We start from the raw sequence: 20,631 nt of genomic DNA, 5'->3' as shown, positions 1-20,631 counted from the left end.
CCCAGGGCCGAAGCTCAGGCGTCCTGCGCCGCCACCGTAATCCGGACCTGGCCTTCCGGGGCCGCAGATTCCTGCCAACCGTTGCGTTCGGTACGGTCCCAGCTGCGGCCTGCCACCTCCACCTGGGTCACGTCCAGGCCCTTGGCGTTGGCCACCGCCCAGTGCGCCACAGACCAGGCCTGGCTGCCGCTGGCTTCCACCACCACGGTCTGCCCCTCAACCGTGCTGCCCAAACCGTAGGCGCGGTCAAGTTCGGCCGAGACAGCGGTAGCGTCACCGGCTGATTCGCTGGAACGCAGCGTGCAGTGCACCGCCTCCGGTGCCTGGCCGGACAGGCCCGAGGCGAAGAACCTGCCCATGTCCTCGTGCTGGGCGTAGGCAGTGGGGTACGCGGAGCGCTGGACCTGCTGCGCGGCGTCGGTGATCTCCATGGTTTCGTAGCCCGGAATCCGGACCAGCGCGTCATAGAAGGCGTTGACGGCGTAGTAGGGGTCCATGACCTGTTCCTCGGTGCCCCAGCCCTGCGACGGCCGCTGCTGGAAGAGTCCCCGCGAGTCCGGCCCGGCCTGGTCGCCGTGGCCGATGTTCCGCAGCTTGGACTCCTGCATGGCGGTAGCCAGGGCGATACTGGCCGCCCGCGGCGGCAGCCCCCGCTGGACCGCGACGGCGGTAATCAGGGAGGCGTTTACGGCCTGGTCGGGAGCCAGTTCGGCCGTCCGTTCACCGACCACGGCGGTGCAGCGCTCCGAGACAAGGGTCTCGGAGCGCTGCACGAAGAACACTCCTGCATAGATGCCGCCTGCTACCAGGGCGAGGGCCAGCAGGAGTACCGCGAGGCGGTGCAGGCCGCGTCTGCGTGCCACCGGGAATCAGTTGGCGTGCAGTGCGTCGTTCAGTTCCACGGTCTGGCCCTTACGGGGAAGAACCTCCACGGCACCGGTGGTGGAGTTGCGGCGGAACAGCAGGTTGGGGACCCCGGAGAGTTCCGCGGCCTTCACGATCTTGGTGGTGTCCTCGCCCACCTCGTCCTTGGGGCCCGGTACCCGGACACGGGTGCCTGCCGTCACGTACAGTCCGGCCTCCACCACGGAGTCGTCGCCAATGCTGATTCCGACGCCGGAGTTGGCGCCCAGCAGCACACGCTCGCCAATGGTGATCTTTTCCTTGCCGCCGCCCGAGAGGGTGCCCATGATGGAGGCGCCGCCGCCCACATCGCTGCCGTCACCGGTGACGACGCCAGCCGAAATGCGGCCTTCCACCATGGAGGTGCCGAGGGTTCCGGCGTTAAAGTTCACGAAGCCCTCGTGCATGACCGTGGTGCCGGCGGCGAGGTGTGCGCCGAGGCGGACGCGGTCGGCGTCGGCGATGCGGACACCGGCGGGGACCACGTAGTCCACCATCCGCGGGAACTTGTCGATGCCGTAGACGGTGACGGGGCCGCGGCGGCGCAGCCGGGCGCGGGTCAGTTCGAAGCCTTCGACGGCGGCGGGGCCGAAGTTGGTCCAGACGACGTTGGGCAGCTTGCCGAAGATGCCGTCCAGGTTGATCGTGTTGGGCCGGACCAGGCGGTGCGAGAGCAGGTGGAGCCGGAGGTAGGCGTCGGCGGTGTCGGCGGGAGCCTCGTCGAGGTTGACCTGGACGAAGACCACCTTCTGCTCCGTGCCGCGGTCCTCGTCGGTGCCGTTTTCCGCGATCTGCGTCAGGGCCTCGTCGGCGTTCTCCACTGAACGCAGGTTTTCGGCGGCAACACCGAGGGCCGGTGCAGGGAACCAGACGTCCAGCACCGTTGCCTCGCCGTTGGCGGTGGCGACGGTGGCCACGCCGAAGCCATAGGCGGAGCGTTCGTCGGTGGAGGAGTTCAAGGTTTCGGGCACGGCAGAAGAAGCGGTCTCAGTCATGTGCTCCAGTCTATCGAGGGCCGGGCGCCGGGTTCGAACTAGACTGGCTTCGTGACTGCCGAAACCGCTCCGGACCCCACTACCGCCCTCTCCACCCAGGACCCCAGCCGGCACGCCGCGCCGGCCCGGCTGGATCTCCGGCAGGACGTGGCGCTGCTGACTGCGGCCATCATGGACATAGACAGCGTCTCCGGAAACGAGAAAGAACTCGCGGACGCTGTCGAAGCGGCCCTCCTGCAGATTCCCCAGCTCACCGTTGTCCGCGACGGTGATGCCATCATCGCCCGCACCGAGCTGGGGCATTCCGAACGGGTTATCCTGGCCGGGCACCTGGACACCGTCCCGCTGCCGCTCGCCGAGGACGCGAAGGGCACCGTGCCTTCCAGCTGGGAGTCCGGCATCCCGGGGGAGGGGGTCCTCTACGGCCGCGGCGCCACCGACATGAAGGGCGGGGTGGCGGTGCAGCTTGCCCTGGCGGCAACAATGTTCGACGGCGGCGCCCAGCCCGGGCGGGACGTCACCTTTGTCTTCTACGACAACGAGGAAGTGGAAGCGGTGAAGAGCGGCCTCGGCCGCCTGGTCCGCAACCACGGAGAGCTGCTGCACGGCGACTTCGCCATCCTCCTGGAACCCACGGACGGCACCGTGGAGGGTGGCTGCAACGGCACCAGCCGCTTCGAAGCGACAACCGTGGGGGAAGCGGCACACTCGGCCCGGGCCTGGATGGGCAGCAACGCCATCCATGCCGCGGCGCCCATCCTCGCCCGGTTGGCAACCTACGAGCCACAGACCATCACGGTCGACGGCCTTGACTACCGCGAAAGCCTCAACGCCGTGCGGATCAACGGCGGAACCGCCGGCAACGTCATTCCGGACCGCTGCGTGGTGGAGATCAACTACCGGTTTGCCCCGGACAAGACGCCCGACCAGGCGGAAGCGGTGGTGCGCGGACTGCTGGACGGCTTCAATGTGGTCCGTACCGACGCCGCGGCAGGCGCCCGGCCGGGCCTCCAGCACCCGGCCGCCGCATCCTTCATTGCCGCCGTGGGAGGCGAGCCCAAGCCGAAATACGGCTGGACCGACGTCGCACGCTTCAGTGAGCTGGGCGTCCCGGCCGTGAACTTCGGTCCCGGGGACGCGCTGCTGGCGCACAAGGACAACGAACATGTCCACGCCGACGCCATCCGCAAATGCCTCGCGGCCCTGCAGGACTGGCTGGCGGGGACAAACGGACGATAAAACTCTCTGGATTAACTGGGAATGGCCCGGACCTGCCGGTCCGGGCCATTCCGTTTGGAACTGTTAGGGAACCGGGGCCTCGGCCTTTTCGGGTTCAGCCTTGGCCACACCTCCGGCGGCCTTCTTGGAACCGCGGCGCTCGATCCAGACGGCAAGCCGGGAGACGAGGATGTTGATGGCGATGTAGATCGCCGCCGCCACGAAGAAGATCGGGAACAGGAACTGCGTGCCCAGGAAGTCCGCCATGACCTGGACGGCACGCAGCAGCTCGCCGTAGGCCACGATGTAGCCGAGCGAGGTGTCCTTCAGGAGCACCACCATCTGTGCCACCAGGGACGGCATCATCCGGCGGATGGCCTGCGGAAGCTCAATGAGCATGCGCGACTTGAAGCTGGTCAGGCCGATAGCCAGGCCCGCTTCCCGCTGCCCGCGGGGCAGGGACTGCACGCCGGCGCGGATGATTTCGGCAAAGACCGCTGCGTTGTACAGCACCAGTCCGGTGACCACCGCGATGAACGGTGACGTGCCGAAGCCCAGCAGGACAAACAGCATCATCAGGACCACGGGCATGCCGCGGAGGAACTCCAGCACCACCCGGGTGGGGATCCGGATGATGGCCGCATCCGAAATCCTCAGCAGGCACAGCAGCAGGCCCAGGGGGAAGGCGATGACGGCCGCCAGGGCTGCCGCACTGAGTGTTGCGCCCAGGCCGTTGGCCAGGAGCGTCCAGACGTCGGCGCGGGTGAAGATCTGCCAGCGCCGGCCTTCGAAGATGCCCTGCTGGGCCAGGGTCATGATGATCCACGCAAGCAGGCCAAGGATCAGCAGCGAGCCCACGATGGAACCGATCAGGGAAACACGGCGGGCCTTGGGACCCGGAACGTCGTAAAGGACGGAGCTCATCGGGCGATCGCCACCTTTCGTTCCACCGTGCTGGCCAGGATGCCCAGCGGAACGGTGAGGAGCAGATAGAAGAATGCAGTGCCCAGCAGGACGGCGATCACGGCGTCACCGTTGGCGTTGGCCAGCTGGCGTCCGTAGCCGAACAGCTCGAGGACGAAGAACGCGCCGGCCACCGAGGAGTTCTTGACCAGGGCGATCAGGATGTTGATCAGCGGCGGGACCACCGTCCTCAGCGCCTGCGGAAGGATGATCAGGTTCAGGACCTGGCCGAACTTCATCCCGATGCTGCGGGCGGCCTCGGCCTGCCCCACCGGGACGCTGTTGACACCTGAGCGGACAGCTTCGGCGATGAACGCTGCGGTGTAGGTACTGAGGGCAATGATTGCTGCGACTTCGAACTGTTCGAACTTGACCCCGAGCCGGGGGAGGACGATCGCTGCGAAGAAGAAGGCGATGGTCAGCGGAGTGTTGCGGAGTACCTCCACGTAAACCGTGCTGAAGCCGCGGAGCGCAGCCACCGGGGAAACCCTGGCTGCCGCGAGCAGGGTGCCGAGCACCAGCGCGATGACCCCGGAAACGGCGGAAAGAAAAAGTGTGCGGAGAAAACCGTTCCAATACAGGGGGAGGTTTTCAAGAATGACGTCCATTGGATCCTTCGGCTGTGGGCGTGGACGGGGAAGCGGACGTTGCCGGGGCCGTCAGGCGGCCCCGGCAACGTGCGGCTGGTTTAGTAGCGGTCAATCTCGGGCAGGTCGGGAGCCGTCTTGATGACTGAACCTGCGGTTGCTTCCCAGGCCTTCTCGTAGGAGCCGTTCTCCTCGAACTTCTCCAGCTGGTCGTTGATCCAGTTGCGGAACTCGGTGTCACCCTTCTTCAGGCCGATGCCGTACGGTTCCTTGGTGAAGGTCTCGTCGGAAGCGAGCTTGAAGGCGTCCGGCTCCTTGTCCACGAAACCGGCCAGGATCACGTTGTCCGTGGTGATGGCTTCCACCTGCTTGTTGCGCAGCGGTTCAAGGCAGGCCGAGTAGGTAGCCGCCGGAACGAGTTCAGCTCCGTACTTGTCCACGATGGTGGCAGCGGGGGTGGAACCGGTCACCGAGCAGACCTTCTTGCCCTTGACGTCTTCGGGGGTCTTGATGGTGTCGTTGTCCTTGTTGACCATCAGGGCCTGGCCGGCTTCGTAGTACGGGCCGGCGAAGTCGACAACCTGCTTGCGCTTGTCGTTGATGGTGTAGGTAGCGATCACCAGGTCAACCTTGCCCTGCTCGATGAACGGTTCGCGGTTGGCGGATACGGTCTCGGACCATTCAATCTTGTCCGCGGCGATGCCCAGCTCAGCGGCGATAAGCTTTCCGATTTCGACGTCGAAACCAACAGGCTTGCCGTCAAGGCCCACCTGGCCGAACAGCGGCTGGTCGAACTTGGTGCCGATCTTGATGGTGCCGGCCGATGACAACTTCTCCATGGTGGTGCCTGCCGCGAACGTGGGCTTTTCCGCCACAGTGGGATCATCCGTGGTCCCGGTGCCGCCGCCACAGGCGCTCAGGGACAGGGCGAGGGCAGCGGTAGCCGCCACGAAGAATGACTTCCGCCTGGTAAATGCCTTCATGACATTCCTTTCATTGATGGCCGTGGGTCACGGCCTGGGTGCGAACTTGAGTGTGGTGGGTTCGGGTGTTGGGTGGCGCGGGTTTCAGTGCGTGAGGAGCTTGGAAAGGAAATCCTTGGCCCGGTCGCTCTTGGGGTTGGTAAAGAACTCCTCCGGGGTGTCGTCCTCGACGATCTGGCCGTCGGCCATGAAGACAACGCGGTCCGCGGCTTTGCGGGCGAAGCCCATCTCATGGGTGACGACGATCATGGTCATGCCCTCCTTGGCGAGCTGGATCATGACGTCCAGGACCTCATTGATCATCTCGGGGTCCAGCGCCGACGTGGGCTCGTCGAAGAGCATCACCTTGGGTTTCATGGCCAGGGCACGGGCGATGGCAACACGCTGCTGCTGGCCGCCCGAAAGCTGTGCCGGAAGCTTGGGCGCCTGGTGCCCAACGCCCACGCGTTCCAGGAGCGCCATGGCGTCCTTGTCCGCGCTGCCCTTGGGAACACCCTTGACCTTGATGGGACCAAGCGTGACGTTCTCAAGGATGGTCTTGTGGGCAAAGAGGTTGAACGACTGGAAAACCATTCCGACGTCGGCACGGAGCTGGGCGAGTTCCTTGCCCTCCTCGGGAAGCACCTTCCCATCAATGCTGATGGTTCCGCTTTCGATGGTTTCCAGGCGGTTGATGGCGCGGCACAGCGTGGACTTACCGGAGCCGGACGGCCCGATGACCACAACCACCTCGCCCTTGCGGACCTGAAGATTAATGTCCTTCAAAACGTGCAGCTGGCCGTAATGCTTATTGACGGCCTGCAGGGAAACGAGGGTATCGCCGGGCACAAGAGTAGTCATAGGAAGAATCTAGCGAACTGCGGGTGGTTATGACGGGAATCACCCCAGGTTCCTGCGGATCGTGATTCAAGAGATACCTGCCACGGGAGGTTAGCCTAGGGGAATGAGCATCAATGCAGATCCGGCCAAGAACTCCCAGCCGCGCCGTAAGGGGCCCCTCGAGCTGCGCCGCAAGCAGGCAGCGGTGGAAATGTCGGACCAGCATCTGCTTGATACCAAGGGGCCCGGGCAGTTCGTCCACACGGATCCGTGGCGGGTCCTGCGAATCCAAAGCGAGTTCGTGGAGGGGTTCGGTGCGCTTGCGGACATCGGAAAAGCGGTCAGTGTCTTCGGTTCGGCACGCACCAAGCCGGGCAGCGCCTACTACGAGATGGGCGTCGAGGTCGGCCGGAAGCTGGCGGAGGCCGGCGTCGCGGTCATCACGGGCGGGGGACCCGGGTCCATGGAGGCCGCGAACCGCGGAACGGTTGAAGGCAACGGCGTTTCCGTGGGGCTGGGCATTGAGCTGCCGTTCGAGCAGGGCCTGAACCAGTGGGTGGACCTGGGCATCAACTTCCGGTACTTCTTTGCCCGCAAGACCATGTTCGTCAAGTACGCCCAGGGGTTCATCGTGCTCCCCGGCGGCCTGGGAACCCTCGACGAACTGTTCGAGGCCATGGTGCTGGTGCAGACCCGGAAGGTGACGTCCTTCCCCATCGTCCTGCTCGGCGTCGAATTCTGGGGGCCCATGATCGACTGGATCCGGGGAACCCTGGTGGCCGAAGGAATGGTGTCCGAAAAGGACCTGGACCTGATACAGCTGGTGGACGATCCCGGCGAGGCTGTGAACCGCGTCCTGCAGGCGGGCATTACGCCGTCCCTTAACGGCGAGCAGCGGCCGGAGTAGCTTTCCAGGCAGTCCAGGACGGCGGGCCGGGTCTGGCACGATGGAACAGTGAGCTTCTTTCTGGTTTTCCTTGCCATTGTGCTGGTTGGGGCAGTTGCCTGGGCCAGCCTGGGGCGCCGTGCCAGGGGTGCCGGTGACCGGCCGTTGCCGGTGCTGCTGGACGGCGGGTTCGAACAGCCCCCGGCCAATCTTCCCCCGGTGCTTCTGCCTGCCGGTGCCGCCCCCGAGGACGTGGACCGCGTCCGCTTCTCGCTGGGCCTCCGGGGCTACAGGATGGACCAGGTGGACCAGGTCCTCGACGAACTCCGCGACCAGCTGGCAGCCAGGGAGCAGGAGGTGGAAGAGCTGCGCGCCCGGTTGCAGGCCTATGAGAAGCAGCCTGCCGCCGGCGGCGGGGGATTAGATGGGGGATCGGACGGCGGCGGGTCCGCCGGAACGCCTGACGGCGGGAAGGCCACCTCAAGCGAGGACGGCCGGTGAGTACCGTGGCCCGGCGCAGGACGGGCATCGCTTCTTCCGCCCAGGCGCTGGCGGACCGCGCCGGAGCAGCGATGCGCAGCTGGCCGTGGTGGGCCCAGGTCTCGGCCATCTACATCAGTGCCAGGCTGGTCAGCGCATGCATCTTCATGGCGGCCGCACTCCACCAGGGGCCCAACCCCTGGTTCCCGGCGAAGCCGGACTACTGGAACTTCATCAACATCTGGGACGCCCGCTGGTACGGCGAGGTGATCGCCAACGGCTATCCGTCGGTCCTGCCCACAGACGCCGCCGGCACCGTGCAGGAGAACGCCTGGGCTTTCTACCCCCTGTTTCCCGCGCTCGCAGGAGGGCTGGGACGCCTTACGGGACTGGGCCCCGCGGCCTCACTCACCATCATCGCCATGCTGGCCGGCTGGGGCGCTGCACTGCTGGTCTACACCCTGTTCCGCCACAAGGCACCCCATGCTGCTGCGCTGTGGGGGGTCGCCTTCTTCGCCACGTTCCCGGTATCGGCAGTGCTGCAGGTGCCGTACGCGGAGCCGCTGTCCCTGCTGCTCCTGGCGGGCGCCTTGCTGCTGGTGGTGCGCCGGCAGTACCTGTGGGCTGTTCCGGTGGTGGTGCTGCTCTGCCTGTCCCGTCCCGTGGGCGTACCCTTCGCGCTCATGCTCGGGCTCGTCCTCGTCTTCCGGTTCCTGCAGCGGTTCCCCCTGTCCGGGAGTCTCCGCGGAGCGGGCCCACGCGTAGATGCAGGGGAAGCACACTCCATCCGGGACCTTATCGCGCTGGCTGTGCTGACCGCTGTTACTGGGGTCTCTGCCCTGGCCTGGCCCGCAGCGGCCTGGGCCGCGACGGGCGACTTCCAGGCCTACACCAAGACTGAAACGGCCTGGCGGGGACACGACCTGGTGCCGTTCAAGCCGTGGTTCGATGCCGGCGTCGACCTTTTCGGTCCCGTGCTGGGGCTCCTTGCGCCGTTTGTTTTCGTTGCCCTGTTCGGGCTGATGCTGTTCCTTCCGCCCGTGGTGCGCCTCGGCGTCGAACTCCGGCTGTGGTGCGCCTGCTACATGGGCTACCTCGTGGCATTCCTGCATCCGCAAACCAGTACCTTCCGCATGCTGCTCCCGCTGTTTCCGCTCGCGCTCGGGGCCGTGCTGCTGTCCAGGTCAAGGGCCTATCGGGGAACGGTGGTCACCATGTTCCTGCTGCTCCAGATCGTGTGGATCGTGTGGCTTTGGGCTTGGGCGCAATTGCCGGGCGGCGGAGATTACCCGCCCTAGTTCCGGAAACTCCCCCCGCAGGTCAGCGCGGGAATATAGGCACACCGAAAATCTCCATCGATTAGCTACGTGCGGGTAATTCCGCGATAATGGTAAGTAAGCAAGGACAAAAAGCATTCAGAATACGCGCAGCCTTGGCGGTAAAAGCAGCCCGCCATAGCGGCTTGATCGACATGCGGACACAGCCCGCCCGGGCTGATCAGTCCTGGGACAAAATGGAGGGGAATTCCTCATGGCGGCGATGAAACCACGCACCGGCGACGGCCCAATGGAAGTCACCAAGGAGGGCCGCAGCCTGATCATGCGCGTCCCGCTCGAGGGCGGCGGGCGCCTTGTGGTCGAACTGAACGCTGCCGAAGCGGCAAACCTCAAGGAATGCCTGGTAGGCGTTACCGAATAATCGTGCCGGACAGGGTCCGCAGCTTGCAGCTGCGGACCCTGTCCTTTCTATTGCGCCTGTTCCGGACGCTATTTCTTGACGGCCACCAGCAGGCCGTCTCCGGTGGGAAGCATTGCCGACGCCAGCCGTTCGTCGTCGCGGATGGCTTTCCCCACCTGGCGGAGCACCACCGTGGTTGCCTCGCGTCCCGCAGGGTTGGCCACTTTGTCCTTGTCCAGGGCATCGTTGATGATCAGCAGCCCGGACCGCTTCAGGAGCCGGATGGCCTGCTCCACATAACCGGGCAGGCCCGGCTTGTCCGCATCGATGAACACCAGGTCGTACGCTGCGTCCGTCAGCCGCGGCAGCACATCACCGGCGCGGCCGGAGATGGTCCGGGTGCGGTTGGCGGGGCTGCCGGCCTCGGCGAAAGCCTCACGGGCAGCCTTGAGGTGTTCGACGTCGACATCGATAGTGGTCAGGACCGCCTGCTGACCAAGCCCGCGGAGGAGGCATACGCCGGACACCCCGGCGCCGGTGCCGATTTCGACGGCGGTCTGCGCCTTCGAGGCCGCGGCGAGGACGGTGAGGACAGCCCCGACGCCCGGCCCGATGGGCGTGACCCCCAGTTCGAAGGAGCGCTCCCTGGCCCGAAGCATGACCTCATCCTCAGCGGGCAGATCTTCTGCATAGGACCAGCTGATGGACTTGTCGGCGCTCATGAATATTCGCTTTCTGGGCGGAAGGGGGAGTGTCTCCTACAGCCTACTGTGTTCCGGCGAAACGGCAGCGGAGGCGGGCTGTTGCGCCCACGGCTGAAATGTCCGGCAGTCAGGAAATTCCCAGCCAAGTTTGAAATGATAATTATCCGCTCATCCAAAAGGTGATCGGCGCCGAATCAGAGATGTCAACAGTATCCGGGCGTTAGCATTCCACGAGGGGAGTGGACGATGTCATCTTCAGTTGTGGCACCTGTCCCTGCAACAAATAATCCCGACGCCGATTGGGTCCGTCCTACCTGGGAAGAGGTAGTCACCAACCACTCGGCCAAAGTGTACCGGCTGGCCTACCGCCTGACAGGCAACAAGTTCGACGCCGAAGACCTCACCCAGGAGGTGTTCGTCCGGGTGTTCCGGTCGCTGGACAACTTCAAGCCCGGAACGCTCGACGGCTGGCTCCACCGCATCACCACCAACCTGTTCCTGGACCAGGCGCGGCGCAAGACCCGCATCCGGTTCGATGCGCTGGCCGAGGACGCGGAGTCACGCCTGCCGGGGCGCGAGCCGGGGCCGGAGCAGAGCTTTGAGCTGAACAACCTGGACCTGGACGTCCAGGCTGCGCTGGAAGAACTGCCGCCGGACTTCCGGGCCGCCGTTGTCCTGTGCGACCTGGAGGGACTGTCCTACGACGAGGTGGCGGAGGCGCTGGGCGTGAAGCTGGGCACCGTCCGGTCCCGCATCCACCGCGGCCGCACCATGCTCCGGGAGAAGCTCGCCCACCGGGACCCGCGTCCGCAGCAGACGCGGCGCAAGCTTTCCATGCCGCGCATAGCAGGCATCCTCTGATCGGCGCATGAGGTCCCGTTTCCCCCTCGGCGGCAGGCACCAGAGAACCCCCGGCCATCTTTCGGCGTGCCATGAATGTGCATCGGCCGTGCGCCGTGAACGCCAGTACCTGGAGCGACTGAGGCAGGCGCCCATCCCCCCGGCCAGCGACGACCTGACCGCGCGCCTGCTCGCACGCACGTCGGTACTGGCAGCAGAGCCACTGCCAGTGGCCACGCACGCTCCGGCGCCGCGGACTGCAGTCCGGATGCTGGCAGTCACGGCCGGAAGCACTGTTGCGGCCGCCGGCGTCCTGGCCGTAGGCGCCTTCGCTGCCGCCGGTGACCCGGAACCCACGGCCGGCGCAGCCACCTCGGCGGCGCTGTCACAGGTCTCCTCGCAGACTCCCGCGGACGGCCGGGCGCTGACGGAGGAACAGCTCGGCAGGCTGCGGGCCGAGGGCTGGGCGTGCCCGGAGCTGGAAGCAATGGGCTTCCATCTCGAGTCCGCCAGGGCAGTGGTCGTCGACGGCCAGCCCGCTGTGTCCCTGCGGCTCACCGACGGCTCGCATTACGCCACGGTCACCGAGCAGCACGCCACCGGCGCCCAGGGCCAGGCCGTCTCCGGCCAGCACGGGAGCCCGCTGCAACTGGGCGGGACCTCGCCGTGGACGGCCACCTACAGGACACCTGCCCGCACTTTCACCTACGAGTCCAACCTCCCCGCAGACCAGGCGGATGACGCCGTGCCGATCCTGCAGCAGCTGGGCAACCAGTCCACTGCCGGGGTGCCGGCCGCCGCCGGCCAGGAACCGGACGGGTCCGGACACGGGGAGTCCCTCGGCGCACGGATGCAGCGCGGGATCAACAACATCGTTGCCCTTCTTACCCGGTGATACAGGTATGGTCCGTACCCGCGGGACGGAAATCGTCACCGGCAGCCCGGAGAGGGTAATCTTCCTAAAGTGTTTGGAATCAACGGCCCGGAGTTCTTTCTTCTGCTGCTCATCGGCATCCTGGTGATCGGCCCCCAAAGGCTGCCCGAATACACCCAGAAACTGGCGAACCTGGTCAAGGAAGTCCGCCGCATGGCGTCCGGCGCCCGCGAGCAGATCAAGGAAGAAGTGGGCATCGACATCGATGATGTCGACTGGAAGAAGTACGATCCCCGCCAGTACGATCCCCGGCGCATCATCAAGGAAGCGCTTCTCGACGACGATTCCAAACCCGTCAGTGCGGGAGCACCCGCCGCAGTGGCCGCCGTCTCCGGAGCGGCAGCCGTTGCCGCCGTGGATGCGGCTCCGGCACGGCCGCAGCGCGTGGTGCAGTCCCTCCCGCCAGGCGAAGCCGCGCCGTACGATACCGAAGCCACCTAGGAATCCCGCGCTTCACCATCCGCGGCCTCGGACCGGCCCGATTATCAGCGCGGCTGGAGCCCCAGTTTCATGCCCGCCAGGCCCCGCGGCACCGCAGCCAGCCGGCCGGCGATCCCTGACAAGGCAGCAGCCGCAGGCGTTCCCGGCTGGCCAATCACGATCGGAACTCCCGTGTCGCCCCCTTCACGGAGCTGGATGTCCAGGGGAATCTGTCCCAGCAGCGGCACCTCCGCGCCCACGGTGGCCGTCAGCCTTTCGGCGAGGACCGCGCCGCCGCCGCTTCCGAACAATTCCATCCGGCCGCCGTCGGGCATCTCCAGGTAGGACATGTTCTCGATGACGCCTGCCACCTTCTGCCCCGTCTGGGTGGCGATGGCGCCGGCGCGTTCGGCGACGTCCGCTGCCGCGGCCTGGGGAGTGGTCACCACCAGGATCTCGGCCTTGGGCAGCAGCTGGGCCACCGAAATGGCGATGTCCCCGGTGCCGGGCGGAAGGTCGAGGAACAAGGCATCCAGGTCGCCGAAGTAGACGTCCGTAAGGAACTGCTCCAGGGCGCGGTGCAGCATGGGCCCGCGCCAGGCCACGGGCTGGTTGCCCGTGACGAACATGCCGATGGAGATCACCTTCACGCCGTAGGCGACGGGCGGCAGGATCATGTCGTCCACGCGGGTGGGTGACTGGGTGATTCCCATCAGGGCAGGAACGGAAAAGCCATAGACATCCGCGTCCACGATGCCCACCCGCAGGCCCTGGGCGGCCATGGCGCACGCAAGGTTCACGGTGACGGAAGACTTCCCCACGCCGCCCTTTCCGCTGGCCACGGCGAAGACCTTGGTGAGGGATTCGGGCTGGTTGAACGGGATGCCACGCTGGCCGCCGGCGCCGCGGAGCTTTTCCTTGAGGGCGTCCCGCTGCGCCTGGTCCATGACTTTCAGGTCCACGTCGACGGCGGTGACGCCCGGTACAGCCCCCAGCGCCTTTTCGGAGTCGGCGGTGATGGTGTCCCTCAGCGGGCAGCCGGCAATGGTGAGCAGAACGGTCAGGCTGACCCTGCCGTCGTCGGAGACCGTTACCGAGTCCACCATTCCCAGTTCCGTGATGGGACGCCTCAGCTCGGGGTCGATGACGGTGGAAAGCGCAGCCGTGACTGCATCGGCCAACCCGGAGTTGGCGGTACGTTCATTCATTAACGGTCCTGGTTGGAGTGGCCGGGCTTAATCCGGGGGATCTGCTGCGTTCGAGGATTGCGCTGCCGGTCGCGCTGCTCGCGCAGCTTGTCCTTGACCTTGTCCTTGGGGGACTCGTGGCTGCCCGGGCCCGTCTGGTCATGGCTGCGCAGTTCCTCCTGCGCCTCCAAGATGTCTTCGAGCAGTGACCGCAGCTCGGCCCGGACGTAGTCGCGGGTGGCCACCTCACGCAGTGCGATCCGCAGCGACGCCAGTTCCCGGGTGAGGTACTCAGTGTCGGACAGGTTGCGTTCGGCACGCTGACGGTCCTGCTGCAGCGACACCCGGTCCCGGTCGTCCTGCCGGTTCTGGGCCAGCAGCAGCAGGGGCGCAGCGTACGAGGCCTGCAGCGACAGCATCAGGGTCAGCAGGGTGAACCCGAGGTCCTTGGAATCGAACTGCCACTCCAGCGGAGCCCACGTGTTCCAGGCGAGCCAGACGACGACGAACACCGTCATGTAGACCAGGAACTGCGGCGTTCCCATGAAGCGGGCGAAACCTTCGGTGGCATGGCCGAAAGCGTCCGGATCCGGGGAGAACTTGGGCAGGATCCGCTGGCGTCCGCTCAGCGGCGTGTCCAGGCTGCCGCCCTTCGCCGTACCCCGGCCGGGGACCCTCTGGTTCGGGTTCTTTGGAGCGCTGCTGTCAGCCAATGCGTCCACCGAGCTTTCTTATCGGGGCTTCGCCATCATGGGCGCGCCAATCATCCGGCAACAGATGATCAAGGACGTCATCAACAGTCACCGCCCCCACAAGGCGGCCGGTGTGGTTGACCACCGGGAGGGAGTTCAGGTTGTACGTTGCGAGGGTCCGGGCCACCTCGCTGATGTGTGCCTGGTCGGACAAAGGCTCCAGGTTCTTGTCCACCAGGTTTCCCAGGGGCTCGTACGGGGGAAAGCGGAGCAGCTGCTGGATGTGCACCACGCCCAGGAAACGTCCCGTGGGGGTTTCCAGCGGCGGCCGGGCAATGAAGATGGAGGAGGCCAGGGCCGGGGACAGTTCCTCCCGGCGGACATGCGCCAGCGCCTCTGCCACGGTGGCCTCCGGCGGCAGGATGACCGGCACCGGCGTCATCAGGCCGCCCGCGGTGTCCTCGTCATATTCCAGCAGGCGCCGGACGTCCTCGGCGCCCTCCGGCTCCATCAGCTGCAGGAGCTCCTCCGCCTGCGCGGAGGGAAGCTCGCCGAGGAGGTCTGCGGCGTCATCCGGATCCATCTCTTCCAGCACGTCGGCGGCGCGCTGGACGTCCAGGGCGGAGAGGATCTCCACCTGGTCGTCCTCCGGGAGTTCCTGCAGGACGTCGGCCAGTCGCTCGTCCTGGAGCTCGCTGGCCACCTCGAAGCGGCGTTTGTCGCTCATTTCCTGGAGGGCCTCGGCGAAGTCTGCGGGCTTGAGGTCCTCGTGGTTTGCCACGAACTGGGTGGCGGCCTGCGGCTCCGTGCGCGGGCCCTGCGAGGCGTCTGCCCAGTCAATGATCAGGGTCTCGTTGCGGCGCAGCCGGCTGAGGGGGGACAGCGAATGTCCGCGCCGGACGAACAGCTTGCTGACGAACCAGTCGCCGGAACGGCCCTGGTCCATGGCGATGTCTTCGATGGTGGCGTCGCCGCTGCCGTCACGGAGGGTAACGCGGCGGTCGAACATCTCGGCCACCACCAGCGTTTCCGCACCGCGCTGCTCAAAGCGCCGCAGGTTCACCAGGCCGGTACAGATAATCTGGCCTTGGTCGATAGAGGTGATGCGCGTCATCGGAACGAACACACGCTTCTTTCCCGGCACCTCCACCACGATGCCCACCACATGCGGGGCGCCCTGGGTTCCGCGGGACAGCACAACAACATCGCGCAGCCGGCCCAGCCGGTCACCCAGCGGGTCGAAGACGTCGAGTCCCAGCAGGCGCGCAACGAAGACGCGGGTAGGTGTTGTGCTCACTCCTACAGGCTACCGAGTCTGCTCTCTTTTAGCTGAATTCCCAGGCAGCATGCATGCTGATGGGCAAGAATGGGGGTATGGCAAACATTTTTGGTGCTCCCAAGGCAGGTGGCCCCAACGGCATGGACGAAGCCAGGGCCGTTCCCACCGGCGACACCGTCGGCTCCTACAACTCTTACCTGGATGCCCAGAAGGCGGTGGACTACCTCGCGGACCAGCAGTTCCCGGTTCAGATGGTATCCATCGTGGGCAACGAACTGAAGATGGTGGAGCGGGTGACGGGGCGCCTGAGCTACCCCCGGGTGGCTCTTTCGGGAGCGTTGAGCGGCATGTGGTTCGGCCTGTTCGTCGGTGTGCTGCTGTCCTTCTTCGCACCGTCGCCGGGGTACTTCTCCATCCTTACCTCCGTGCTCATGGGCGCTGCGTTCTTCATGCTGTTTGGCATCGTCACCTACGCCATGCAGCGCGGCAAGCGGGACTTCACCTCCACCAGCCAGGTGGTTGCCACCAGCTACGACGTCATCGTGTCGCCGGAAGCCGCCCATGAGGCCCGCCGGCTGCTGCAGCAGCTCCCGATGACCCGTTCCGATGCGGCCGCCGGCAGCGGACCCTACACGCAGCGTGACTACTACAACCAGCCGTACCAGCCGGACCAGCACCACCAGCAGCCGGGGCAGGGACCTGCACGCCCGTCCGGCTGGCAGGACCCGTACGGCCAGTCCACGGGGTCTTCCGCACAGGACGGCGGCCACCCAGGCGGCCAGCAGCAGGGCGGCCAGGATTACGACGGCGGCCCGCGCCAGGAGCAGGCACCCGCGCCCGCGCGTTCGGTCCGTTACCCGGACCTGCCGGATGGCCGGCCGCAGTACGGCGTCCGGCTGCCCCAGGCTCCCGCCGCCGGGCCTGCCCAGCCCGGCGCTGCTCCCGTTTCGGGACACCCCGAGGAAACGGCCCAGGGCGAGAACCTGCCGGGTACCGAGGGCGGCCATGGCCCTGAAGGACCGCAGCGGCCGGCGGATCCGCGCCAGTAGGCGCGTCCCGTTCGCAACAAAGCGGGGCCACCCGGGGACTGATCCAGTCCCCGGGTGGCCCCGCTTTTGTATATCGGTACTACTGTGCGCTGTCAGCTTCGCGGTAGATCCCGGCCATCCAGTCCTCCACGTCCGCCGGCTTGCGGGGCAGGGCGGCGCTGAGGTTGACCGGTCCGTCGGCCGTCATCAGGATGTCGTCCTCGATCCGGATACCGATGCCGCGGTATTCCTCCGGGATCGCCAGGTCCTCGGCCTTGAAGTACAGGCCGGGTTCGATAGTGAACAGCATGCCTTCGGTGAGGATGCCGTCCAGGTAGAGTTCCCGCTTGGCCTGGGCACAGTCATGGACGTCCAGACCGAGGTGGTGGCTGGTGCCGTGGGGCATCCACCGCCGGTGCTGCTGGCCGTCGGTGCTGATGGCCTCTTCCACGCTGACAGGCAGAAGGCCCCACTCGGCGAGCCGTTCGGCCAGCACGGTAGTGGCGGCAGTGTGGATGTCGCGGAACTTGGCGCCGGGCCGGGCCGCGGCGAACCCTGCATCCGCGGCGTCCAGCACTGCCTGGTAGACCTTCCGCTGCACGTCGCTGAAGACCCCGCTGGCCGGCAGGGTGCGCGTGATGTCAGCGGTGTACAGGGAGTCCACCTCCACGCCGGCGTCCAGCAGCAGCAGTTCGCCCGCGTGGATCTTCCCGGTATTGCGGGTCCAGTGCAGCACGGTGGCATTGTTGCCGGAGGCCGCGATGGTGTCGTAGCCCAGTTCGTTGCCCACCTCTCGTGCCCGTGCGAAGAAGGCCCCCTCCACTACCCGTTCACCCCGGGCATGGGTCAGGGCGCGGGGCAGTGACTTCACCACTTCCTCGAAGCCTTCAATGGTGGCAGCCACGGCAGTCTTCATCTGTTCAATCTCCCACTCGTCCTTGAGCAGGCGCAGCTCGGAGAGGGCCTCACTGAGCTTTTCGTCCAGGGCGTCGAACACGCCCAGGTCAAGGTTTTCCGGGTCCCTGGCGGTGTTGTACCGGGCGGTGTCCACAAGTGCGTCGATGTTTTCATCCACTTTGCGCACCAGCCGGATGGAGATGCCGCCGATTTCCGGGGCACCAACATCCTTGGTGACGGCTGTTTCCAGCTGGTCGATGTGGGCCGTCGCCAGGCCCAGACGTGCCTCAAACTCGGCCAGCGTGGGCCGGGCGCCGATCCAGAATTCCCCGGACCGCGCGTCGGCGTAGAACTGCTCCGTATCCCGGCCGGCCAGCGGACGGAAGTAGAGCGTGGCACGGTGGTGCCCGCCGTCGTCGCCCTTACCCTCCCCGACGGGATCAAGTATCAGGACCGCGTCCGGCTCGTGGTCCAGGCCCAGGCCGGTCAGGTGGGCGAAACCGGAGAACGGCCGGAACCGGTAGTCGCAGTCGTTGGAGCGGACCTTCAATGGCCCCGCGGGGATCACCAGGCGTTCGCCCTTGAACTTGGCGGAGATGGCTTTGCGCCGGGTTGCGGCGTAGGCAGCAACGGCGTCACGGTCCGGCAGCTCCTCGCTGGACGGTGCCCAGTTGCTGGCCATGAAGGCCTTGAAGGCGTCGGAACTGGGCCGCTGCGAGCGGTTGTTGACACGCTCTTCCAGCGGCTGGGAAGCAGAGTTCAGGGTGTTTTCGGCATCGTTCACGGCACCATCGTCTCACCAGCTCCGCGGCGATGCGAACGGGCTTCCGCCGGGGGCGGGGCCGGTCAACTAGTCTGGACAGGTGAGGATTGACCTGCATGCCCACTCCAATGTCTCCGACGGCACGGAGAAACCCGCCGACGTGATGGCCTCCGCCGCCCGCGCCGGGCTGGACGTGGTGGCACTGACCGACCATGACTCCACGGACGGCTGGGCGGAAGCATCCGCTGCAGCCGTTGAGCACGGAGTGGCCCTGGTGCCCGGGATGGAGGTGTCCTGCCGGACCTCGGAAGGCATCAGCGTGCACCTCCTGAGCTACCTGCACGACCCCGCGCACGAGGGCCTGCTGGAGGAGATCACCAAGGCCAAGGACGCCCGCCTCACGCGTGCAGAGCGGATGGTCACGCTCCTCGCCGAGGACTATCCGCTCACCTGGGACGACGTCATCCACCATGTGGCGCCCGGCGCGACCCTCGGCCGTCCCCACATCGCCGACGCGCTGGTGGCCGCCGGTGTGGTGGAGGACCGCTCCGAAGCCTTCGCCACCATCCTCACCTCACGCTCGCGCTACTTTATCCAGCACTACGCACCCGACCCCGCCACCGCCGTCGAGCTCGTCCGCGCCGCCGGCGGCGTGCCTGTCTTTGCCCATCCGGTGGCGACCGCGCGGGGCAGGACGGTGGGGGAGCGCACCTACCGGGAAATGATCGACGCCGGCCTGGCTGGCCTGGAGATCGACCACCGGGACAACCCGGAGGAAGGGCGGGCCTTCCTCCGGCGGCTCGCCGCGAAGCACGACCTGCTGGTAACGGGTTCCTCCGACTACCACGGCACCGGCAAACCCAACCTGCTGGGCGAGAACCTCACGTCCCGGGAAGCCTTGGCCAGGATCGAGGAACTGGGCACGGGGACCGCCGTTGTGCGGGGAAGCTCCGCGCACCTTGACTAATGGTCCCGCCTGAGTAGTCTTTCGCTTGCCGGGGTGGCTTTCGGTGCCAAAAAAGGTCTCGTCACCATGCAATATTTCGTACGGTAGACGGAGAAGAATCATGTTCAGGAAATCACTTGCCGCGGCTGGTCTGGCCGTCGTTTTCATGTTTGTCCCCACCGCAGCCAATGCGCTGGACTGTGCCAACGTCAGCCGGTCGGCCTACACGGGCAGCGACTACGTGTTCATACCCGGCCCCGACATCCACGTCCATGTGCAGGGCAACTGGGCTTACGTGCTGGAAGCTGGTGCCTGGGTGTTCCTGCCCCCGGGAACCGTCCCGGAAGGCGCAGGCGACGACGGCAATTTCCAGAACGGCGAGGGCTATGCCCTGTTGGTCAACGCCATCTGCGAATCCAGCGGAGCCGTCCTGGACAACCGCCAGGGGGACCACGGAATCCAGCTGCTGGAAACCTGCTAGCGGAACCGCAGGCGCAATAAGCCGCAGCAGGTGTCCTTAACGGCCCCCTACAAGGACACCTGCGCGGCAGGGTGGGGTGGGAACGACGCGAGGGTGGCGTGTGCGCCCAGCCGCCTTGCCATGATGTCCACCGCGGGCTGGTTCTGGTCCACGCAGACGAATTTGCGGCCCAGCTTGGCCGCCACCGCGCCGAGGGTGCCGGAGCCGGCGAAGAAGTCCAGGCACCAGTCGCCTGGCCTGCTTGACGCGGCGACGACGCGCCGGACCAGTCCCTCCGGCTTCTGCGTGGGGTAGCCGGTTTTTTCCTTGCCGGTGGGGGAGACGATGGTGTGCCACCAGACGTCCGTGGGCAGCTTGCCGAGTTCCCGCTTGGCGGGAGTGACCAGGCCGGGGGCCATGTAGGGTTCCCTGTCCACTTCGGCGCTGTCGAAGTGGTACTTGGCGGGGTTCTTGACGTAAACGAGGATATTGTCGTGCTTGGTGGGCCAGCGGTTCTTGGCGCGGGCGCCGTAGTCGTAGGCCCAGATGATCTCGTTCAGGAAGCATTCCCGGCCGAAGATGGCATCGAGCATCACCTTGGCGTAGTGGACCTCTCGGTAGTCCAGGTGCAGGTACAGCGTCCCGTCCTCCGCCAGCAGGCGCCACGCCTCGACGAGCCGCGGTTCCAGGAAGGACCAGTAGTCGCTGAACGCGTCATCGTAGCGGTGCAGGGCACCTTTGATGGTGTCGTAGGAGCGACCCTTGAAGCCGACGCGGTCGCCGCTGCCCTCGGCATTGGCCACCATCCTGGTTTCCTGGCGCCGCTGTGGCCTGCCTGTATTGAAGGGCGGATCCACATAAATCAGTGTGAAGGCGCCGTCCGGCAGCGTGGGGAGGTACTCCGCGTTGTCCGCGTGCACCACCAGGCTGCCGCCGTCCGGCGCCCAAACAGTGTCAGTCATCGGGGCAG

At 66.3% G+C, this 20,631-nt stretch carries 23 protein-coding genes; 11 read left to right on the top strand and 12 right to left on the bottom strand.

Annotation, left to right across the window (positions count from 1 at the left end; all coding sequences use genetic code 11):
• Positions 1–14 precede the first annotated feature (14 nt).
• Together ACJJV6_RS01165 and dapD are read right to left on the bottom strand one after the other, a co-directional pair.
• Positions 15–863, bottom strand: coding sequence for a hypothetical protein (locus ACJJV6_RS01165; RefSeq protein ID WP_407709733.1), 849 nt, complete (start codon positions 861–863; stop codon positions 15–17).
• A gap of 6 nt (positions 864–869) precedes the next feature.
• Positions 870–1,898: a 2,3,4,5-tetrahydropyridine-2,6-dicarboxylate N-succinyltransferase gene (gene dapD, locus ACJJV6_RS01160; protein ID WP_354175268.1), complete on the bottom strand. Its 1,029-nt coding sequence runs from the start codon at positions 1,896–1,898 to the stop codon at positions 870–872.
• Between the two features lie 51 nt (positions 1,899–1,949).
• Between dapD and dapE the strand changes: the two genes are divergently transcribed.
• Positions 1,950–3,137: a succinyl-diaminopimelate desuccinylase gene (gene dapE / locus ACJJV6_RS01155; protein WP_407709732.1), complete on the top strand. Its 1,188-nt coding sequence runs from the start codon at positions 1,950–1,952 to the stop codon at positions 3,135–3,137.
• A gap of 63 nt (positions 3,138–3,200) precedes the next feature.
• On the opposite strand, the gene ACJJV6_RS01150 is transcribed toward dapE, so the two are convergent.
• The 4 genes from ACJJV6_RS01150 to ACJJV6_RS01135 form a co-directional block, all read right to left on the bottom strand.
• Entirely contained in the window at positions 3,201–4,040 is an 840-nt protein-coding gene (locus ACJJV6_RS01150) for an amino acid ABC transporter permease (RefSeq protein WP_133346000.1), read from the bottom strand.
• Positions 4,037–4,687, bottom strand: coding sequence for an amino acid ABC transporter permease (locus ACJJV6_RS01145; RefSeq protein WP_009357725.1), 651 nt, complete (start codon positions 4,685–4,687; stop codon positions 4,037–4,039). Before ACJJV6_RS01145 ends, ACJJV6_RS01150 begins: the two co-directional genes overlap by 4 nt.
• Before the next feature lie 80 nt (positions 4,688–4,767).
• Positions 4,768–5,649 (bottom strand): glutamate ABC transporter substrate-binding protein, encoded by an 882-nt coding sequence (locus ACJJV6_RS01140; protein ID WP_407709731.1) that lies wholly within the window; start codon positions 5,647–5,649, stop codon positions 4,768–4,770.
• Between the two features lie 84 nt (positions 5,650–5,733).
• Positions 5,734–6,489, bottom strand: a complete 756-nt coding sequence (locus ACJJV6_RS01135; RefSeq protein ID WP_407709730.1) for an amino acid ABC transporter ATP-binding protein — start codon at positions 6,487–6,489, stop codon at positions 5,734–5,736.
• A gap of 103 nt (positions 6,490–6,592) precedes the next feature.
• On the opposite strand from ACJJV6_RS01135, the gene ACJJV6_RS01130 reads away from it, so the two are divergent.
• The 4 genes from ACJJV6_RS01130 (at position 6,593) to ACJJV6_RS01115 (ending at position 9,532) form a co-directional block, all read left to right on the top strand.
• On the top strand, positions 6,593–7,375 hold the full coding sequence (locus ACJJV6_RS01130; RefSeq protein ID WP_133346004.1) for a TIGR00730 family Rossman fold protein: 783 nt from the start codon (positions 6,593–6,595) through the stop codon (positions 7,373–7,375).
• A 48-nt stretch (positions 7,376–7,423) separates the two neighbouring features.
• A complete protein-coding gene (locus ACJJV6_RS01125; RefSeq protein WP_407709729.1) occupies positions 7,424–7,855 on the top strand; it encodes a DivIVA domain-containing protein in 432 nt (143 codons plus the stop codon).
• Positions 7,852–9,132 (top strand): hypothetical protein, encoded by a 1,281-nt coding sequence (locus tag ACJJV6_RS01120; protein WP_407709728.1) that lies wholly within the window; start codon positions 7,852–7,854, stop codon positions 9,130–9,132. Before ACJJV6_RS01125 ends, ACJJV6_RS01120 begins: the two co-directional genes overlap by 4 nt.
• Positions 9,133–9,364: 232 nt before the next feature.
• A complete protein-coding gene (locus ACJJV6_RS01115) occupies positions 9,365–9,532 on the top strand; it encodes a DUF3117 domain-containing protein (RefSeq protein ID WP_009357720.1) in 168 nt (55 codons plus the stop codon).
• Between the two features lie 68 nt (positions 9,533–9,600).
• Here the strand turns inward: ACJJV6_RS01115 and ACJJV6_RS01110 are convergent, their stop codons facing one another.
• On the bottom strand, positions 9,601–10,233 hold the full coding sequence (locus ACJJV6_RS01110) for an O-methyltransferase (protein WP_009357719.1): 633 nt from the start codon (positions 10,231–10,233) through the stop codon (positions 9,601–9,603).
• A 228-nt stretch (positions 10,234–10,461) separates the two neighbouring features.
• On the opposite strand from ACJJV6_RS01110, the gene sigE reads away from it, so the two are divergent.
• The 3 genes from sigE to ACJJV6_RS01095 all read left to right on the top strand — a co-directional run bounded on the left by sigE (position 10,462) and on the right by ACJJV6_RS01095 (position 12,430).
• Positions 10,462–11,076: an RNA polymerase sigma factor SigE gene (gene sigE / locus ACJJV6_RS01105; RefSeq protein WP_035752576.1), complete on the top strand. Its 615-nt coding sequence runs from the start codon at positions 10,462–10,464 to the stop codon at positions 11,074–11,076.
• An 88-nt stretch (positions 11,077–11,164) separates the two neighbouring features.
• Positions 11,165–11,950, top strand: a complete 786-nt coding sequence (locus tag ACJJV6_RS01100) for an anti-sigma factor (protein WP_407709727.1) — start codon at positions 11,165–11,167, stop codon at positions 11,948–11,950.
• 69 nt (positions 11,951–12,019) lie between these two features.
• Positions 12,020–12,430, top strand: coding sequence for a twin arginine-targeting protein translocase TatB (locus tag ACJJV6_RS01095; protein WP_009357716.1), 411 nt, complete (start codon positions 12,020–12,022; stop codon positions 12,428–12,430).
• Between the two features lie 44 nt (positions 12,431–12,474).
• Here the strand turns inward: ACJJV6_RS01095 and ACJJV6_RS01090 are convergent, their stop codons facing one another.
• From ACJJV6_RS01090 to ACJJV6_RS01080, 3 genes are read right to left on the bottom strand one after another with little or no spacing between them, the layout of a single operon-like run.
• Positions 12,475–13,617 carry an Mrp/NBP35 family ATP-binding protein gene (locus ACJJV6_RS01090; protein ID WP_009357715.1) on the bottom strand — a complete coding sequence of 381 codons (1,143 nt, stop codon included), beginning with the start codon at positions 13,615–13,617 and terminating at the stop codon, positions 12,475–12,477.
• Positions 13,617–14,318 (bottom strand): DUF1003 domain-containing protein, encoded by a 702-nt coding sequence (locus tag ACJJV6_RS01085; protein ID WP_009357714.1) that lies wholly within the window; start codon positions 14,316–14,318, stop codon positions 13,617–13,619. Before ACJJV6_RS01085 ends, ACJJV6_RS01090 begins: the two co-directional genes overlap by 1 nt.
• A complete protein-coding gene (locus ACJJV6_RS01080; RefSeq protein ID WP_009357713.1) occupies positions 14,302–15,585 on the bottom strand; it encodes a magnesium transporter MgtE N-terminal domain-containing protein in 1,284 nt (427 codons plus the stop codon). Before ACJJV6_RS01080 ends, ACJJV6_RS01085 begins: the two co-directional genes overlap by 17 nt.
• Before the next feature lie 77 nt (positions 15,586–15,662).
• On the opposite strand from ACJJV6_RS01080, the gene ACJJV6_RS01075 reads away from it, so the two are divergent.
• A complete protein-coding gene (locus ACJJV6_RS01075) occupies positions 15,663–16,616 on the top strand; it encodes a general stress protein (RefSeq protein WP_009357712.1) in 954 nt (317 codons plus the stop codon).
• Positions 16,617–16,695: 79 nt separating this feature from the next.
• Here ACJJV6_RS01075 and ACJJV6_RS01070 read toward each other — a convergent pair whose 3' ends face one another.
• Positions 16,696–18,276, bottom strand: a complete 1,581-nt coding sequence (locus tag ACJJV6_RS01070) for an aminopeptidase P family protein (protein WP_354175276.1) — start codon at positions 18,274–18,276, stop codon at positions 16,696–16,698.
• A gap of 79 nt (positions 18,277–18,355) precedes the next feature.
• On the opposite strand from ACJJV6_RS01070, the gene ACJJV6_RS01065 reads away from it, so the two are divergent.
• Together ACJJV6_RS01065 and ACJJV6_RS01060 are read left to right on the top strand one after the other, a co-directional pair.
• A complete protein-coding gene (locus tag ACJJV6_RS01065) occupies positions 18,356–19,222 on the top strand; it encodes a PHP domain-containing protein (protein WP_009357711.1) in 867 nt (288 codons plus the stop codon).
• 100 nt (positions 19,223–19,322) lie between these two features.
• A complete protein-coding gene (locus ACJJV6_RS01060; RefSeq protein ID WP_009357710.1) occupies positions 19,323–19,682 on the top strand; it encodes a hypothetical protein in 360 nt (119 codons plus the stop codon).
• A gap of 47 nt (positions 19,683–19,729) precedes the next feature.
• On the opposite strand, the gene ACJJV6_RS01055 is transcribed toward ACJJV6_RS01060, so the two are convergent.
• Positions 19,730–20,623, bottom strand: a complete 894-nt coding sequence (locus tag ACJJV6_RS01055) for a site-specific DNA-methyltransferase (RefSeq protein WP_009357709.1) — start codon at positions 20,621–20,623, stop codon at positions 19,730–19,732.
• Positions 20,624–20,631: the final 8 nt, after the last annotated feature.

This window comes from Arthrobacter nitrophenolicus, assembly GCF_045833485.1.
Lineage (GTDB): Bacteria > Actinomycetota > Actinomycetes > Actinomycetales > Micrococcaceae > Arthrobacter > Arthrobacter nitrophenolicus.
This window is presented reverse-complemented; position numbering and strand designations above follow the sequence as displayed.

Excerpts from the sequence above, each read along its gene's own strand:
- sigE (WP_035752576.1), top strand. The coding sequence starts at position 10,462 with ATGTCATCTTCAGTTGTGGCACCTGTCCCTGCAACAAATAATCCCGAC.
- ACJJV6_RS01075 (WP_009357712.1), top strand. The coding sequence starts at position 15,663 with ATGGCAAACATTTTTGGTGCTCCCAAGGCAGGTGGCCCCAACGGCATG.
- ACJJV6_RS01090 (WP_009357715.1), bottom strand. The coding sequence starts at position 13,617 with ATGAATGAACGTACCGCCAACTCCGGGTTGGCCGATGCAGTCACGGCT.
- ACJJV6_RS01145 (WP_009357725.1), bottom strand. The coding sequence starts at position 4,687 with ATGGACGTCATTCTTGAAAACCTCCCCCTGTATTGGAACGGTTTTCTC.
- ACJJV6_RS01150 (WP_133346000.1), bottom strand. The coding sequence starts at position 4,040 with ATGAGCTCCGTCCTTTACGACGTTCCGGGTCCCAAGGCCCGCCGTGTT.
- ACJJV6_RS01110 (WP_009357719.1), bottom strand. The coding sequence starts at position 10,233 with ATGAGCGCCGACAAGTCCATCAGCTGGTCCTATGCAGAAGATCTGCCC.
- dapD (WP_354175268.1), bottom strand. The coding sequence starts at position 1,898 with ATGACTGAGACCGCTTCTTCTGCCGTGCCCGAAACCTTGAACTCCTCC.
- ACJJV6_RS01130 (WP_133346004.1), top strand. The coding sequence starts at position 6,593 with ATGAGCATCAATGCAGATCCGGCCAAGAACTCCCAGCCGCGCCGTAAG.
- ACJJV6_RS01060 (WP_009357710.1), top strand. The coding sequence starts at position 19,323 with ATGTTCAGGAAATCACTTGCCGCGGCTGGTCTGGCCGTCGTTTTCATG.
- ACJJV6_RS01135 (WP_407709730.1), bottom strand. The coding sequence starts at position 6,489 with ATGACTACTCTTGTGCCCGGCGATACCCTCGTTTCCCTGCAGGCCGTC.
- ACJJV6_RS01140 (WP_407709731.1), bottom strand. The coding sequence starts at position 5,649 with ATGAAGGCATTTACCAGGCGGAAGTCATTCTTCGTGGCGGCTACCGCT.
- ACJJV6_RS01055 (WP_009357709.1), bottom strand. The coding sequence starts at position 20,623 with ATGACTGACACTGTTTGGGCGCCGGACGGCGGCAGCCTGGTGGTGCAC.
- ACJJV6_RS01115 (WP_009357720.1), top strand. The coding sequence starts at position 9,365 with ATGGCGGCGATGAAACCACGCACCGGCGACGGCCCAATGGAAGTCACC.